The organism is Glutamicibacter nicotianae (assembly GCF_002797775.1).
Taxonomy (GTDB): Bacteria; Actinomycetota; Actinomycetes; order Actinomycetales; family Micrococcaceae; genus Glutamicibacter; species Glutamicibacter nicotianae.
Genome location: NZ_PGEY01000001.1, coordinates 1407436 through 1422629 on the forward strand (window position 1 = coordinate 1407436; position 15194 = coordinate 1422629).

The following is a 15194-nucleotide window of genomic DNA, read 5'->3' on the forward strand; positions in this document are numbered from 1 at the left end:
CAAACTCCCTTACTTGGATCTTCCTAAGATCCGATCGCGGTAAACACCTCATGATAGGCCGCCGCTAGTCGCAACGGGTCGTGCACGGCACGACCGTCAGATACTCCTACTGTACTAAAAAAGACCCGCGCGCCGAGTTTTTGCGCTGCCAGCTCAAATCGCTCTTTGTTACGAATCTTGGATTCGTCGGCAATAATCGCATCGAACTTGATCTCGGGTGCGTAGCGGACCAGCACCTCCAAGTGCGCGGCGGCATCCATCCCGGCGGTCTCGGCGGTGTCGAAGGCCAGATTCATGGTCAGCAGCTTCTTGGCTGTTGTCGATGTCAGCGCCTGGCGCATATCTGGCAGCAGCAGATGCGGCAGCACCGAGGTGTACCAGGATCCGGGACCAAGAATCACCCAGTCCGCCAGATCGATGGATTCCAGCGCTTCGGAGCAGGCCGGCGCATCGGATGGCTCCAGATAGACATTGGTGACCAGACCGCCAGATCCGGCGCGGGCCAGCTTGGCCTGCCCATCGATGCGGCGGCGCACCAAGGTGTCGTTCACCGGGTCCGATTCGAGTACCTCGCCATGGATGGACAGCGGAACGGTGCTCATCGGCAGGACCTGGCCGCGGGCACCGAGCAGCGCTCCGGCCCAGCGCAGCCCAGCTACCGGGTTGTCGAGCAACTCCCAGAGGGCAAGGATCAGCAGGTTGCCAACGGCATGGCCGTTCAAGGGCTCTTCGATGTTTTCGGTCGATTCGAAGCGGTACTGCATGACATCGCGCCAGGTCCGACCCCAGTCGTTGTCATCACACAGCGCAGCCAAGGCCATGCGCAAGTCGCCCGGGGGCAGCACATCGAACGAGCCCCGAAGGCGCCCGGAGCTGCCGCCGTCATCGGCCACCGTAACGATGGCGGTGAGGTCGGTAGTCAGGCGACGCAGGGCAGAAAGCGAGGAGGACAAGCCATGTCCCCCGCCCAAGGCAACCACCGATGGGTTGCGGTAATCATCGCTTCGCGTCAGTCCCTGGATCGGGATCGGACCTGTGGCAAAGGCCATTGCTCCTACTCACGCCCCAGATCTCGGTGGCTGATGTTCACCCGTACGTTCGGGAACTGTGCTAGCCGCCGGCCCAGCTCGATGGTGGTTGCCACCGAGCGGTGCTTGCCGCCGGTGCAGCCCACGGCGATGGTCGCGTAATGCTTATTCTCGCGGCGGTAGCCCTCGAAGACTGGTTCAAGCGCCTTCAGGTAGTTCGTGATGAACTCGCTGGTGCCTTCTTGGCTGAGGACATAGTCCGAGACTTCCTTGTCCTTGCCCGTCTGCGGGCGCAGTTCAGGAACCCAGTGGGGGTTGGGAATGAAGCGGACGTCTGCCACGTAGTTGGCGTCTGCCGGCAAGCCGTACTTGAAGCCGAAGCTCATGACGTTGATGCGCAGGATGATCGGCCCGGATTCGCTGAACAGCTCATTGACTGCACGCGCCAGGTCGTGCACCGACATGGTCGTGGAGTCCAGGATGATTTCGGCGGCTTCGCGCAATTGGTCGGTGATTCCGCGTTCGCGCTTGATGCCGTCGACGATGCGGCCGTCGTCCTGCAGCGGGTGCGGCCGGCGTCCCTGCTCGAAGCGGCGAATCAGCACCTCGTCGCTGGCGTCCAGGTAGACCAGCCGGAATTTCACTCCGCTGGCCGTCAGGTTCGCCAACGCGTCGCGGATCTCCGGGAACATTTCCTTGGAGCGCACGTCCATCACGACAGCCATCTTCGGGATAGAACCCTGCGAGCGGCTCATCATCTCGGTCAGGGGTCCGAGCATGGCCGGTGGAAGGTTCTCCACCACGTACCAGCCCTGGTCTTCCAGAGCATGCGCGACGGTGGTGCGACCGGCACCTGACATGCCTGTCACGATCACGAGTTCGGACTCAGGGGGTTTTACAGCTTCATACTCAGCGGTCATATCACAAGGCTAGTCGACAATTTCGCCGGTAGTCATATTCACACCGGTTAATGAAGCGTCTTCTAGGGACTCTTTGATGGAAGTAGCAAGTTTTTCACCGACGCCGGGCACTTCCATCAGTTCGGCGACGCTTGCGGCCCGGATCTTCTTCATCGATCCGAAGTGCTTGCGCAGGGCGGCCTGCTTGGCCTTGCCCAGGCCCGGGATCGCATCCAGATCGGAAGCGATCATCGATTTGGCCCGCTTGGCCCGATGGAAGGTGATCGCGAAACGGTGGGCCTCGTCACGAAGCCGCTGGACCAGATACAGCGAGGCGGAAGCTCGCGGCAGGATCACCGGGAACGGATCATCCGGCAGCCACAGTTCCTCCAGGCGCTTGGCCAGACCGACGACGGGAATATCATCGATTCCCAGATCGTCCATGGCCTTTTGCGCGGCGGCCACCTGCGGCGGGCCGCCATCGACGATCACCAGGGAAGGCGGGTAGGAGAATTTCTTCTTTTCCTGCTCGCCGGTGGCTTCATCCACTTCCCCGGTGGCGAAACTCGTCGGGTCGACCTTCTCCTTCAGGTAGCGGCTGAAGCGGCGGTAGATCACGTCGTACATGCTGGCGGTATCGTCGCGTGCGGCCTCGCCGGTGATGGAGAACTTGCGGTACTCGCTCTTCTTCGGAAGACCGTCCTCGAAGACCACCATGGAAGCGACCACGTTGGTTCCCTGGGTATGCGACGCATCATAGCATTCGATGCGCAGCAGCGCCTGCTCTGCTCCCAGGGCATCCTGCAGTTCCTGCATGGCCAGCGATCGCGTGGTGATATCGCCTGCGCGCTTCGATTTGTGCAGACGCAGCGCTTGTTCCGCGTTCTCCACAACGGTGGCTGCCAAAGCCGCCTTGTCGCCGCGCTGGGCGACGCGCAGGGAGACCTTGGATCCGCGCAGCTCGGTAAGCCAGGTGGTGACATCCTCGATGTCTTCGGGCAGTGCCGGAACCAGGATTTCCTTGGGAATCCGGTCTGCGTGATCGGCGTAAATCTGGGTGAGCAGCTGCTCGACGAATTCTGCGTCGGTGGTATCTGCGACCTTTTCAACGACCCAGCCGCGCTGCGAGCGGATGCGGCCGTCGCGGACATGGAAGACCTGCACGGCGGCCTCCAGCTCATCGCCATGGATGCCGAAGATATCGGCTTCGGTCCGGTCGTCAAGGACCACTGCGTTGCGTTCGAAGACCCGGTTCAAGGCAGCGATGTCATCGCGATAGCGGGCGGCCTTCTCGTATTCGAGCTCCGCGACGGCTTCCTGCATCTTCACGGTCAGCGCCTTGGTGAACTTGGTCGCCTCGCCGCCCATGAAGGTGCAGAGGTCATCGGCCAGTTGGCGATGGTCTTCCTCGCTGATCCGTCCGACGCAGGGGGCTGAGCACTTGTCGATGTAGCCCAAGAGGCACGGACGGCCCGAGGCTTCGGCACGCTTGAACACGCCGGGTGCGCAGCTGCGCACGGGAAAGACCCGCAGCAGCGTATCGAGGGTTTCGCGGATGGCCTTCGCCGGATAGAACGGGCCGAAATACTTCACGCCCTTGCGTTTGTCACCGCGCATCACCAGGGCGCGCGGGTACTTCTCATTGAGCGTGACTGCCAAGTACGGGTAGGTCTTGTCGTCGCGGAAAACGATATTGAACCGGGGGTTGTATTCCTTGATCCAGGAATACTCCAGCTGCAGCGCTTCCAGCTCGGACCCCACCACAGTCCATTCCACGGACCCGGCAGTGAAGACCATCGCCCGGGTTTTGGGCGTGAGCCGATCTGGGTTGGCGAAGTAGGAGGTCAAGCGGTTGCGCAGGACCTTGGCTTTGCCGACGTAGATGACCCGGCCGTGTTCGTCGCGGAAACGGTACACGCCCGGTTTCGTGGGTATGTCCGAGGTCTTCGGACGGTAGCTTGCCGGATCAGCCATGGCCTATTTCGCGTCCGGCGGCAGCTGGTTGTAGGAATCGACGCGTTCCTGGCCGGACAGTTCGGCGATCGCATCCACGATCCGGTCTGTGGCCTGGCGGCGCTGCGGCAACGGGTGCTTGCGTCCCAGCTGGTCGAAGTACAGCGGCTCGCCATAGTGGATCTGGAATTTGGCGGGCTTGAAGCCCTTGGAGCCAGCAGGCTGCAGCTTCTCCGTGCCGATCAGCCCGACCGGGACCACTGGCACACCGGTGGTCAGCGCCAGCCAGCCCACGCCGGTGCGTCCCCGGTAAAGCTTGCCGTCGCGCGAACGGGTGCCTTCCGGGTAGATTCCGATGCCGGAGCCGCCCTCGATGATTTCCACCAGCGAGTCGAGCGCCGCAACGGAGGCCGCCTGCTCGCCACGCTGCACCGGGATGGATCCCACGGATTCGAAGAAGGTCTTCATCATCTTGCCCTTCAGGCCAGGAGTGGTGAAGTATTCAGCCTTCGCGAAAAACGCCACGTCGCGCGGGGTCAGCGCCTGGATGATCAGGGAGTCGAAAAAAGACAGGTGGTTGGAGGCGACAATGAAGCCACCTTCCTTCGGGACGTTCTCCAGCCCGGTCACTTCCGCACGGCAGACGCCGTGGATGATGCCCCGAATCGACGAACGGGTCATGGTGTAGATGCTCATCTACTTTGCACCTTCCTGCATGAAGTCTTCGTCGAAGTTAATGGTGTTTGCCCGTTCCGCGCCGAGCAGCAGCACGGCCAGATCCCGGGCGGTCACGGCTATGGCGTCCGCCTGCTGCAGTTCATCGCCCTGGGCAAAGCCCCAGGCGACACCGATGGATGCCACCGAATTCTCGCGGGCGGCATCCCAATCGTAGTGCCGGTCCCCCACCACGACGCTGCGCTCCGGGTCCAGCTGGCCGTTTTCCAAAGCCTCGGCGACGATGTGCGTCTTGCTCGAACCCATGCTCCCGTGTTCGTCCGCATTGCCGTGAATCGCGTCGAGATGCGCATCCAGCCCTTTTCGGGCGATGAGCTGGCGCGCGATGTTGATCGGCTTGGCAGTGGTCACCGCGACGTGGATCCCGGCCGATCGCAACGCGTCCAGGAGCGCCACGATGCCCGGGTAGATCACCGATTCGGCCATGCCCGTATCCGCATACCGGGCGCGGTAGGCGGCAATGATGGAGCCGATGTTCTCGTCGGTCACCCCGTCGAGCGTACGCAAGCCGATTTGCAGGGGCGGGCCCACCAGCGCCTCGACCCGGGCTTCGCCCGGATCGGCCAAACCATGGGAGGTCACCGCGTGACGGATACCCGAAGTTATGGCACCGGCAGGGTCCACGAGGGTCCCATCCAGATCAAAGAGCACACTTGTTACCGACATATTCACCTAGCCATCTTCCCATGAAGCGGACGCGGGTTAGCAATCCATAACTGAAATTGCATATGTCGAACATTCTCCGCGAGGCATTACAGGATCTCGGCGAGGAACTTTCCGGTGTGCGAATCGGCCACCTTGGCCACCTTCTCCGGGGTGCCAGTGGCCAAAATCGTGCCACCGCCCGAACCGCCTTCCGGACCCAAGTCGATCACCCAGTCCGCCGACTTGATCACATCCAGGTTGTGCTCGATGGTCAGCACGGTATTGCCCTTGTCGACCAGCCCCTGCAGCACCTTGAGCAGCTTGCGGATATCTTCGAAGTGCAGGCCGGTGGTCGGCTCATCCAGGACGTAGATCGAGCGGCCATTGGACCGCTTTTGCAGCTCGGCAGCGAGCTTCACGCGCTGGGCTTCGCCGCCCGAGAGCGTGGTGGCCGGCTGCCCGAGGCGCACATAGCCCAGGCCCACGTCTACGAGCGTGCGCAGGTGGCGGGCGATCGGGGTGAACGCGCTGAAGAATTCGGCGCCTTCGGCAATCGGCATTTCCAGCACGTCGGCAATGTTCTTGCCCTTGTACAGCACCTGCAGGGTCTCGCGGTTGTAGCGGGCGCCATGGCAAACCTCGCACGGCACGTACACGTCGGGCAGGAAGTTCATCTCGATCTTCAGCGTGCCATCGCCCGAGCAGGACTCGCAGCGCCCGCCCTTGACGTTGAAGGAGAAGCGGCCCGGCTGGTATCCGCGCAGCTTCGCCTCATTGGTCTCCGCGAACAGCTTGCGGATGTGGTCGAAAACGCCCGTGTAGGTGGCAGGATTCGATCGCGGGGTGCGGCCGATCGGCGACTGGTCCACGTGGACCACCTTGTCCAGGTGCTCCAGGCCCTGTACGCGGGTGTGCCGCCCCGGCACCTGCTTGGCACCATTGAGCTTATTGGCCAGCACCTTGTAGAGGATGTCGTTGACCAGGGTGGACTTGCCCGATCCGGACACGCCGGTCACCGCGGTCAGCACGCCCAGGGGGAATTCGACCGAGATGTTCTGCAGGTTGTTCTCGCTGGCTCCGACCACCTTGAGCTTGCGGTCCTTGTCGACCTTGCGGCGCTTGGCTGGGATGTCGATCTGCTTGCGGCCCGAAAGGTAGTCGCCGGTCAGCGACTTCGTGTTCTGCTTCAGGTCTTCCAGGGAACCGGAATGCACCACTTCGCCGCCGTGCTCGCCGGCGCCCGGGCCGATATCCACGATCCAGTCGGCTTCGGCGATGGTGTCCTCGTCATGCTCCACCACGATCAGGGTGTTGCCCAGCGAGCGCAGGTGCAGCAGGGTGTCGATCAGCCGGCGGTTGTCGCGCTGGTGCAGGCCGATGGACGGCTCGTCGAGCACGTAGAGCACGCCCACCAGGCCGGAGCCGATCTGGGTGGCCAGGCGGATGCGCTGCGCCTCGCCGCCTGATAGGGTGCCGGCGGCGCGTTCCAGGGTCAGGTATTCCAGCCCGACGTCCAGCAGGAACTTCATGCGTGCGTCGATTTCCTTGAGCACCTGCGCGGCGATTTGCGCCTCGCGTTCGCTGAGCTCGATCGACGAGAGGAATTCCGCGGCGCTGCGCAGGTCCATGGCGGAGACCTCGGCAATGGAACGTCCGCCCACCAAGACCGAGAGCGATGCCGGGTTCAGGCGCGCGCCGCCGCAGGTAGGGCACGGGATCTGGCGCATGTACTGCTCGTAGCGGTCGCGGGCGTGGTCGGATTCGGTCTCCTGGTGCTTGCGGTGCACATAGGAGATGACGCCCTCGAAGCCGGTGGAGTACTTGCGTTCGCGGCCGAAGCGGTTCTTGTACTGCACGACCACCTTGTGGTCCTTGCCGTTGAGGATCGCTTCGCGGGCGGCGGCCGGCAGGTCCTGCCAGCGGGTGTCCATGGTGAAGCCGAGCTCATTGCCCAGGCCCTCGATCAGCCGGTTCCAGTATTCGGTGGTGGCCTTGCCCAGCGACCATGGGGCGATCGCGCCCTCGGCCAGGGTGACCTCGGTGTCCGGTACGATCAGGTGCTCGTCGACTTCCAGCTTGGTTCCGATGCCGGAGCAGGCCGAGCAGGCACCGAACGGGTTATTGAAGGAGAAGGTGCGAGGTTCGATCTCGTCGATGGCCAGCGGGTGCTCATTGGGGCAGGCCAAGTTCTCCGAGAACGCGCGCATGCGCTTCGGGTCATCCGCGTCCAGGTCGACGAAGTCGGCCAGCACGCGGCCTTCGGCAATGCCCAGGGCGGTTTCGATGGAGTCGGTCAGGCGCTGGCGGGCGTCTTCCTTGATGGCCAGGCGGTCCACCACCACCTCGATGGTGTGCTTGACCTGCTTGGCCAGCTTTGGCGGATCGTTCAGCTGGATGGTTTCACCGTCCACCCGGGCACGGGCGAAGCCCTTGGAGGAAAGCTCGGCGAACAGGTCGACGAATTCGCCCTTGCGCGAGCGCACGACCGGTGCGAGGATCTGGAAACGGGTCTTCTCCGGAAGCTCCATCAGCTGGTCGACGATCTGCTGCGGAGTCTGCTTGGAGATCGGTTCGTGGCAGATCGGGCAATGCGGACGGCCCACACGCGCCCAGAGCAGGCGCATGTAGTCGTACACTTCGGTAATCGTGCCCACGGTGGAGCGCGGGTTGCGGCTGGTCGACTTCTGGTCGATGGACACCGCTGGCGACAGGCCCTCGATGAAATCCACATCCGGCTTGTCCACCTGGCCGAGGAACATGCGGGCGTAGGCTGAGAGCGATTCGACGTAGCGGCGCTGGCCTTCGGCGAAGATGGTGTCGAAGGCCAAGGAGGACTTGCCCGAACCGGACAGGCCGGTGAAGACGATCATCGCGTCACGCGGCAGATCAATGTCCACGTTCTTCAGGTTGTGCTCGCGGGCCCCCTTGACGACCAGGCGAGTCAGATCTGTTCTCTTGCTCTCTGCAGTAATAGCCACGACGCAATACTAATCGAAAACTGCTTCGAATACATGTGCGAATGGATGCAACTCACAGTTAATTTTCCGTACTGCTGTTCCTGCGCTCGGCGAGCGCGGCTGCCCGGTGTCGCGCACGCCGCCCGAACTGGTCGACGCCGTCGCGTTATTGGGGCAGCGAGCTGAAAGCTGCCCTGAGGTACTTCACCGCGGTTTCCTCGTCCACGGACCATTGCTGCGCGATCCGCGCCAGGTCTGCGGCGGCATCGCTGACTTCCTGCTCGGCCCGGTCCTCGGCGGCCTGGATGACCGTGCCGTGGCGTCCGCGGGTGACGACCGCACCCTGGAGTTCGAGCTCCTTGTACACCTTGGCCACGGTATTGACCGCCAAACCGAGGGTGCCGGCGAGCGCGCGCACCGAGGGAAGCTTGGTGCCCGGAGCAAGCTTGCCCTCGGCCACTGCCGTCAGGATTTGCTCGCGGACTTGCTGGTACGGGGCCACCGTAGACTCCGTGTCCACGCGCAGGAAAGGCAACTCAGTCATGCGATGTTCCGTTTCGTCGTGTGCTTCATGTCTCTCGAGCCTATCGTGTGACGGACCGGTTTCACCGTAGTCTGGAGGAATGAATGAACTACAGCTAGATGACTTCAGTGTTCGCTGGATTTCGGTTTCGGACATGTCCAACAACGTTTACGTCGTGACCGACAAGGCCAGCGGACAGCAAATATTGATCGACGCCGCGGATGACTTCCAGGCCATCCAGGACTTGCTGGCAGCGGCTGCGGCCGACACGCCGAAGGGCGAAGTGCAGGTCACCACGATCGCCACGACCCATCAGCACTGGGACCACGTGCGCGCCCTGTCCGACGCAGTGGCCGCCTACCCGGTCCCAACCTATGCGGGGGCCGATGATGTCGCCGGCATCCTGGAGGAATCCGGAGTGCAGGTAGCGCACCCGCTCTCCCATGGCGATCAAATCCAGTTGGGCGAGGTCACGCTCGAAGCAATCCACCTGCGTGGCCACACCCCTGGCTCCATTGCATTCGCGCTCGCGGATTCTTCCGGACAGCACATCATCCTCACTGGGGACAGTCTTTTCCCCGGAGGCATAGGGAACACATGGAAGGATCCAGAGCGTTTCGCGTCGCTCTATGCCGATGTCACCTCCCGCATCTTCGACCGGTTCCCGGATGAGACGGTGATCCTTCCGGGCCATGGTGATGGCACCACGCTGGGCGCCGAACGCCCCTCGCTGCCCGAGTGGCTGGAGCGCGGCTGGTAGGAGCCTGCAGCAGCTGCCGCCGGATATCTAGTCGGCGGCAGCTCCTGGTAGTACAACAGCATCCGCCAGTCGCTTCCCGGAAAGTTGTTGGCGAACCCGTGGCGTTCGTAGAAGCGCCGAGTTGCGGTGTCGTCCTCGTCCACGTTGATATGCAGTTCCAGGCTTCCGCGCAGCGCCAGTTCCTGCAGCAGGCGGTCGATGAGGGCCGAGCCGATGCCCCGGCCACGCAATGCGGGTTGGACGTAGAGTTCGTCGAGCACGGCCAGCGGCCCGTCGAAATAGATTGTGGGTCGCAGCGTGACCAGCGCATGCCCGACCTAGCCGTGTCCGTTCCCCGCGACGATGGCGAAACACTGGTCTCCTGCCAGCATGGCCTCCAAGCGCCGTGCAACCACCGCAACCGGTGGGCATCGCGAATAGAATTCCCGATTGAAGTCCGCTTGCAAGCGGGCCAGGTTCAGGCTGTGCTCCGGTCCCGCAAGCAAGGCATCGTACGCGTGCATACAGAAAGTATGCTGCGTTTGGCTCCGCGGACGCCAGAGCCTGCAGCCCCGCAGCGTCCCGGATGAGCGGTGTCAGCCGAGCTTGTGGCCGACCATGAAGATCCGGCGGAACGGGAAGTTCGTCAAGATGGTTCCATCCTGCGAAGCGAACGACGGGTAGTGCACGGAGACTTCGGCACGGTAGTCGTTCTCGAACTCCAGGTAGTCTTCCTGTCCCAGCGCGTGCCGAACGGGCAGCAACGCGGTACCGCGAACCCAGTTCAGGATCGGGTCCTCGCCTGCGAGCAGCTGGTGGTACGTGGTCTCCCAGACATTAGCCTGGAACCCCGCGTCCAGGAAGATCCGCTGGTATTCATCCGGCTCGCCGACCACGTCGTCGTGGCGCAGCACCCCTGCCAGCTTTCCGGACCACTTCGGGCTGTCGGCCACTGCGCGCATTACCGCATGCGAAGGTGAACCGAAATTGCCCGGGACCTGGATAGCCACGTTCGCACCGGGCCTTAGGTTGACCAGCCATCCTGCCAGCAACTCGCGATGCCCAGGAAGCCACTGCAGCATGGCGTTGGAGAACAGCAGGTCCGTATCGGCGTCAGGGATCCACTGCGTGGCGTCGGCCAGTGCGAAGCCCAGATTCTCCTCGTGCTCGCTTTGCGAAGCCCGCGCGATCATCTCGGGCGAGGAATCCAGGCCGGTGACCTGCGCCTGCGGCCAGCGCCGGGCCAGCAGCCGGGTCATATTTCCCGGGCCGCAGCCCAGATCGATGATCTTCGACGCCTCGACCCCTGCCAGCTGTCCCAGCAAATCCTTGTATGGGCGGCCGCGGTAGTCGGAGAATTCAGTGTATTTCGTCGGATCCCATTTCATGTTCCTGAGCCTAAACCCGAGGCGCAGGCAACATACAGCCCCCAGTCGTAGTTCTCAACCGATAGGCTAGGTACATCATGTTGCTCACCGATTATCTGCCAGCAGACACCAAGAACGTATCCGACGACGAAATCTACGAGGCTTTCGGCCAGTGGGTGGCGACGCGCGGCATCAGCCTCTACCCCGCACAGGACGAAGCGTCGATGGCGCTGGCCGGCGGCAACAATGTCATCCTGGCCACCCCCACCGGGTCGGGGAAGTCCATGGTTGCCATCGCTGCGCACTTCTATGCCATGGCCCGAGACCAGATCAGCTTCTACACTGCGCCGATCAAGGCCCTGGTCTCCGAGAAGTTCTTCGACTTGTGCAAGATCTTCGGCGCGGAGAACGTCGGCATGGTCACCGGCGACTCCTCGGTGAACGCCGACGCCCCGATCATCTGCTGCACCGCCGAGATCCTGGCCAACATCGCCCTGCGCGAAGGCTCCAAGGCCGACGTGGGCTGCGTGATCATGGACGAATTCCACTTCTACGCCGATCCGCAGCGTGGCTGGGCCTGGCAGGTTCCGCTGATCGAGCTGCCGCAGGCGCAGTTCCTGCTGATGAGCGCAACCCTGGGCGACGTCACCCGTTTCGAGAAGGAACTCGAAGAACGCACCGGCAAGACCACGGTCACGGTCGCGCACACCGAGCGTCCGATCCCATTGCACTTCTACTACTCCATGGACCCGGTGCAGGAAGCCGTGGAGGAACTGATCAAGACCAAGCAGGTCCCGATCTACATCGTGCACTTTTCCCAGCTCGATGCCATCGACCGCGCGACCGGGCTGATGAGCGTGAATGTGGCCACGCGCGAGGAGAAGGAAAAGATCTCCGAGATGATCGGCGGCTTCCGCTTCGCCGCAGGATTCGGCAAGACGCTGAACCGCCTGGTCCGCCACGGCATTGGCATCCACCACGCCGGCATGCTGCCCAAGTACCGCCGTCTGGTCGAACAACTGGCCCAGGCAGGCCTGCTCAAGGTCATCTGCGGCACCGATACCCTGGGCGTGGGCATCAACGTGCCGATCCGCACCGTGGTGATCACCGCCCTGTCCAAATTCGACGGCACCCGCACCCGCATCGTCAATGCCCGCGAATTCCACCAGATTGCCGGCCGCGCCGGACGCGCCGGGTTCGATACTGCAGGCACCGTGCTGGTGCAGGCCCCGGAGCATGCGATCGAGAACCACAAGGCCATGGAAAAGGCCCTGAAGAAGCATGGCGAGGGCTCGTCCAAGCTCAAGCAGATCCCGAAGAAGAAGCCGCCGCAGAACTTCGTGACCTGGGGCGAGAAGACTTTCGAGAAGATCGTCGAGGCCGCCCCCGAAACGCTGAAGTCCTCCTTCCAGGTCTCGCACTCGATGCTGCTGAACTTGCTCGAACGCGAAGACAACGCGTTCGAGGCCGCTGTGCGCCTGCTCAGCGAAAACCACGAGACCCCGGCCGCGCAGCGCAAGCTCAAGAAGCGCGCCATCGGCATCCTGCGAGAACTGATCGCCACCGAGGTGGTGGTGCGCCGGGAGCAGCCCGACGAATACGGGAACTGGTATGAGCTGACCGTGCACCTGCAGCAGAACTTCGCGCTGAACCAGCCGCTCTCGCCCTTCGCGCTAGCCGCCCTGGACCTGCTGGACCCGGATTCCGCCAGCTACGCGCTGGATGTCGTTTCGGTGATCGAGGCGACCTTGGAAAAGCCGCGCCAGGTGCTCTCCGGCCAGGAGAAGAAGGCCCGCGGCGAGGCCATTGCCGCGATGAAGGCCGAAGGAATGGACTACAACGACCGCATGAACGCGCTGGATGAGGTCACCTACCCGATGCCGCTGGCCGAGAAGCTGGAGAACGCGTTCGAGCAGTACCGCTCCGGCGCGCCGTGGCTGGCCGATTTCGAGCTGGCACCCAAGTCGATCGTCCGCGACATGTACGAACGCGCCATGGGCTTCTCCGATTTCGTCCAGTACTACCAGCTGGCCCGCTCGGAGGGCGTGCTGCTGCGCTACCTCACCGACGCGTACAAGGCCCTGCGCCAGACCGTCCCGCAGGATGCTCTGCGCGAGGATCTCGAAGACCTGATCGAGTGGCTGGGCGAGATGATCCGCCAGATCGACTCCTCGCTGCTCGACGAGTGGGAAGAGCTCTCCCGCGGCGAGCTGCACGAGGAAACCGAAACCGCACCGCCTCCGGCACCGGAAAAGCTGACCAGCAATGTCCGGGCCTTCCGCGTGATGGTCCGCAACGAGATGTTCCGCCGCGTGAAGCTCTTCGCTGACGAGCAAGACAAGGCGCTGGGCGAACTCGATGAGCACAACGGATTCGACGCGGATGCCTGGGCCGATGCGATGGATGGCTACTTCGATGAGCACGACGACATCGACGACGGCCCCGCCGGGCGCAGCTCCAAGCTGTTCATCGTCAAGGAACTGCCTAACCGCACCTGGGAGGTGCGCCAGATCTTCGCTGACCCATCTGAGCACCACGACTGGGGCATCACCGCCACCATCTCGCTGGATGACTCGGACGAGGTAGGCGAACCGGTGGTCCAGGTGACCTCCGTGGGCCGTCTGGACAACTGATGCGGGCGATCAGCTACGTCATCTTGCAACACCGCGATGAGGTTTTGCTGCAGCTGCGCCAAGGAACCGGCTACATGGACGGGTACTGGAGCACTGCGGCCGCCGGGCATGTTGAGCCCGGCGAAGCTGCCCATGCCGCCGCCGTGCGTGAAGCCGGCGAAGAGCTGGGAATCCACATCGATCCGGCACAGCTTCAGCCGTTGTGCACGGTGCATCGTAACCAGCAAGCTGGCAGCTACGTGGATTTCTTCTTCCGCACCAGCCAGTGGGATGGTGTACCGAGACTTATGGAGCCGGAGCGAGCCGCGCAGCTGCGTTGGTTCCCGCTGGATGCCCTTCCGGATAACCTCGTTGAACAGGAAGATCTGGTACTTTCCAGGCTGGATTCCGACCTGCCGCCGATCCTTTCCATGGGATTCGGCACGGAAACGCCCCAGCCCCAACGTCTGGACTAGTCGCACACAATGCCCGCAACATCCTGCCGGAAACCGGTAGCAATGTTGCGGGCATTGTCGTAGGGTGTGGCCATGAATGGATTCAAGCTGCGCCTGCTTGGAGCAGGCATATTGCTGCTGGTCCTGATAGGGCTGCTCAGCGGATGGTCGGAACTCTTTGCTTCCGGCGCATGGGTCGCGACCGTTCTCCAATTCGGCCTGATATTCCTCGGCCTTGCCCTGATCTACCGCGGGGAGAACGCCGAGATGCCCGGCTAGCAACAGGTCTTAGCATTACCCCAATCGGGCTTTGAGCCAGGCTACGCAGGCCGTTGCCTGCTTGGCGTGATAGCTGCGCAGGGTGGGCAGCCCCGGAACTTCTGGCCTGCGCGCGGCATCAACATAGTAGGCAGCCAAACCAGCCAGCACTCCAGTCAGAGCATTGGAGCTCGCCGAGGCGAAAATCCGGTGGGATGATGCAATGGCGTCCGCATCCAGTGCCGGATCGAAAATCCTGGCCTCAACCAGCACCGTCAACGCGTCATACCACGCGGCTCCACGCGAAGCCCACGGCCAGTCGACCAGAAGCACGCCCCCATCTTCGCCCAGCAAGATGTTGTCCGAGCGCAGATCAGTGTGCACCAGCTGGTTTCCGGCCAGCGCCCCAATTCCTTCGATGGCCAGTTCATGGAGTGCTTCCAGGTTTTGCGCCAACCAAGGGTCTGCAGGAATCCATTCATCAGCCATGATCCGAGCAAAACCGCTGGCGTCCTCGCGCAGATCTACTTCGAGGGCAGGAAGCAAGTTGGTGATTCCAGCTGGCTGCTGATCCGCCAGCTGCGCGAGCGTGTCCAGCACCCGGATACGCTCGTCGGCACCCCAGGGAAGCTGCGGGTTAACCCCTGGCGCTTGGTCGAAAATCAACGCCTCCCAGTCATCCCAGCGAATCCGTCCCAGGAATTTCGGAACCGGCATCGAAGCCGGGAGCATCGCTGCGATCTCCGCCTCTCGCGCATGCAGGGCGGCGCCCGGGCCATTCAGCCCGTGGCTGACAGCTTTGGCGAACACCTTCTGCCCTGCGGCGGTGAGCAGCCGGTCGGCGCTGCCCGCAGAGAACCCGCCGTATTGGCTATGCGCCGTGATGACTTGCGATCCCAGGTGCGATTCAATCAGTTCGCGCAGTTCGGCAGGAAGATCTGGCCAGCTGATGCGCTGGGTGTAGTGGATCACCATGGTTTGGATCATGCCATGGCCTTAGGCCATCTCCCAAAAATGTTCTGG

Annotated in this window: 13 protein-coding genes and 1 pseudogene; 4 read left to right on the plus strand and 10 right to left on the minus strand. The window is 62.9% G+C overall.

Translation table 11 applies throughout. From position 1 onward, the window contains the following. Positions 1-23: 23 nt before the first annotated feature. The 7 genes from ATK23_RS06460 to ATK23_RS06490 all read right to left on the minus strand — a co-directional run bounded on the left by ATK23_RS06460 (position 24) and on the right by ATK23_RS06490 (position 8761). Positions 24-1049: a gluconeogenesis factor YvcK family protein gene (locus ATK23_RS06460; protein WP_066138755.1), complete on the minus strand. Its 1026-nt coding sequence runs from the start codon at positions 1047-1049 to the stop codon at positions 24-26. A 5-nt stretch (positions 1050-1054) separates the two neighbouring features. Beyond that, on the minus strand, positions 1055-1948 hold the full coding sequence (gene rapZ / locus ATK23_RS06465; RefSeq protein WP_038990765.1) for an RNase adapter RapZ: 894 nt from the start codon (positions 1946-1948) through the stop codon (positions 1055-1057). Between the two features lie 9 nt (positions 1949-1957). Continuing rightward, a complete protein-coding gene (gene uvrC, locus ATK23_RS06470) occupies positions 1958-3901 on the minus strand; it encodes an excinuclease ABC subunit UvrC (protein ID WP_066138759.1) in 1944 nt (647 codons plus the stop codon). A 3-nt stretch (positions 3902-3904) separates the two neighbouring features. Continuing rightward, on the minus strand, positions 3905-4576 hold the full coding sequence (locus ATK23_RS06475) for a lysophospholipid acyltransferase family protein (protein ID WP_038990762.1): 672 nt from the start codon (positions 4574-4576) through the stop codon (positions 3905-3907). Continuing rightward, positions 4577-5281 carry an HAD hydrolase-like protein gene (locus tag ATK23_RS06480; protein ID WP_245858315.1) on the minus strand — a complete coding sequence of 235 codons (705 nt, stop codon included), beginning with the start codon at positions 5279-5281 and terminating at the stop codon, positions 4577-4579. It abuts the gene before it with no gap. Between the two features lie 86 nt (positions 5282-5367). Continuing rightward, positions 5368-8238 carry an excinuclease ABC subunit UvrA gene (gene uvrA, locus ATK23_RS06485; protein ID WP_066138766.1) on the minus strand — a complete coding sequence of 957 codons (2871 nt, stop codon included), beginning with the start codon at positions 8236-8238 and terminating at the stop codon, positions 5368-5370. Positions 8239-8383: 145 nt separating this feature from the next. Further along, the gene (locus ATK23_RS06490; RefSeq protein WP_038990756.1) at positions 8384-8761 is read right to left on the minus strand and encodes a GntR family transcriptional regulator; all 378 of its coding nucleotides are present in this window, start codon (positions 8759-8761) and stop codon (positions 8384-8386) included. Between the two features lie 79 nt (positions 8762-8840). Between ATK23_RS06490 and ATK23_RS06495 the strand changes: the two genes are divergently transcribed. After that, the gene (locus ATK23_RS06495) at positions 8841-9500 is read left to right on the plus strand and encodes an MBL fold metallo-hydrolase (protein ID WP_066138769.1); all 660 of its coding nucleotides are present in this window, start codon (positions 8841-8843) and stop codon (positions 9498-9500) included. Between the two features lie 38 nt (positions 9501-9538). On the opposite strand, the pseudogene ATK23_RS06500 reads toward ATK23_RS06495, so the two are convergent. Both ATK23_RS06500 and ATK23_RS06505 read right to left on the minus strand, forming a co-directional pair. After that, positions 9539-10003, minus strand: a pseudogene (locus ATK23_RS06500) (GNAT family N-acetyltransferase); the annotation flags it as partial. A 72-nt stretch (positions 10004-10075) separates the two neighbouring features. Continuing rightward, a complete protein-coding gene (locus tag ATK23_RS06505) occupies positions 10076-10867 on the minus strand; it encodes a methyltransferase domain-containing protein (protein WP_066138775.1) in 792 nt (263 codons plus the stop codon). A 77-nt stretch (positions 10868-10944) separates the two neighbouring features. Between ATK23_RS06505 and ATK23_RS06510 the strand changes: the two genes are divergently transcribed. The 3 genes from ATK23_RS06510 to ATK23_RS06520 all read left to right on the plus strand — a co-directional run bounded on the left by ATK23_RS06510 (position 10945) and on the right by ATK23_RS06520 (position 14192). Next, the gene (locus ATK23_RS06510) at positions 10945-13479 is read left to right on the plus strand and encodes a DEAD/DEAH box helicase (RefSeq protein WP_066138777.1); all 2535 of its coding nucleotides are present in this window, start codon (positions 10945-10947) and stop codon (positions 13477-13479) included. Then, the gene (locus ATK23_RS06515) at positions 13479-13934 is read left to right on the plus strand and encodes an NUDIX domain-containing protein (protein WP_066138780.1); all 456 of its coding nucleotides are present in this window, start codon (positions 13479-13481) and stop codon (positions 13932-13934) included. Before ATK23_RS06510 ends, ATK23_RS06515 begins: the two co-directional genes overlap by 1 nt. A gap of 72 nt (positions 13935-14006) precedes the next feature. Continuing rightward, positions 14007-14192: a hypothetical protein gene (locus ATK23_RS06520; protein WP_157066326.1), complete on the plus strand. Its 186-nt coding sequence runs from the start codon at positions 14007-14009 to the stop codon at positions 14190-14192. A 15-nt stretch (positions 14193-14207) separates the two neighbouring features. On the opposite strand, the gene ATK23_RS06525 is transcribed toward ATK23_RS06520, so the two are convergent. After that, the gene (locus ATK23_RS06525; RefSeq protein ID WP_083515454.1) at positions 14208-15158 is read right to left on the minus strand and encodes a phosphotransferase; all 951 of its coding nucleotides are present in this window, start codon (positions 15156-15158) and stop codon (positions 14208-14210) included. Positions 15159-15194 lie beyond the last annotated feature (36 nt).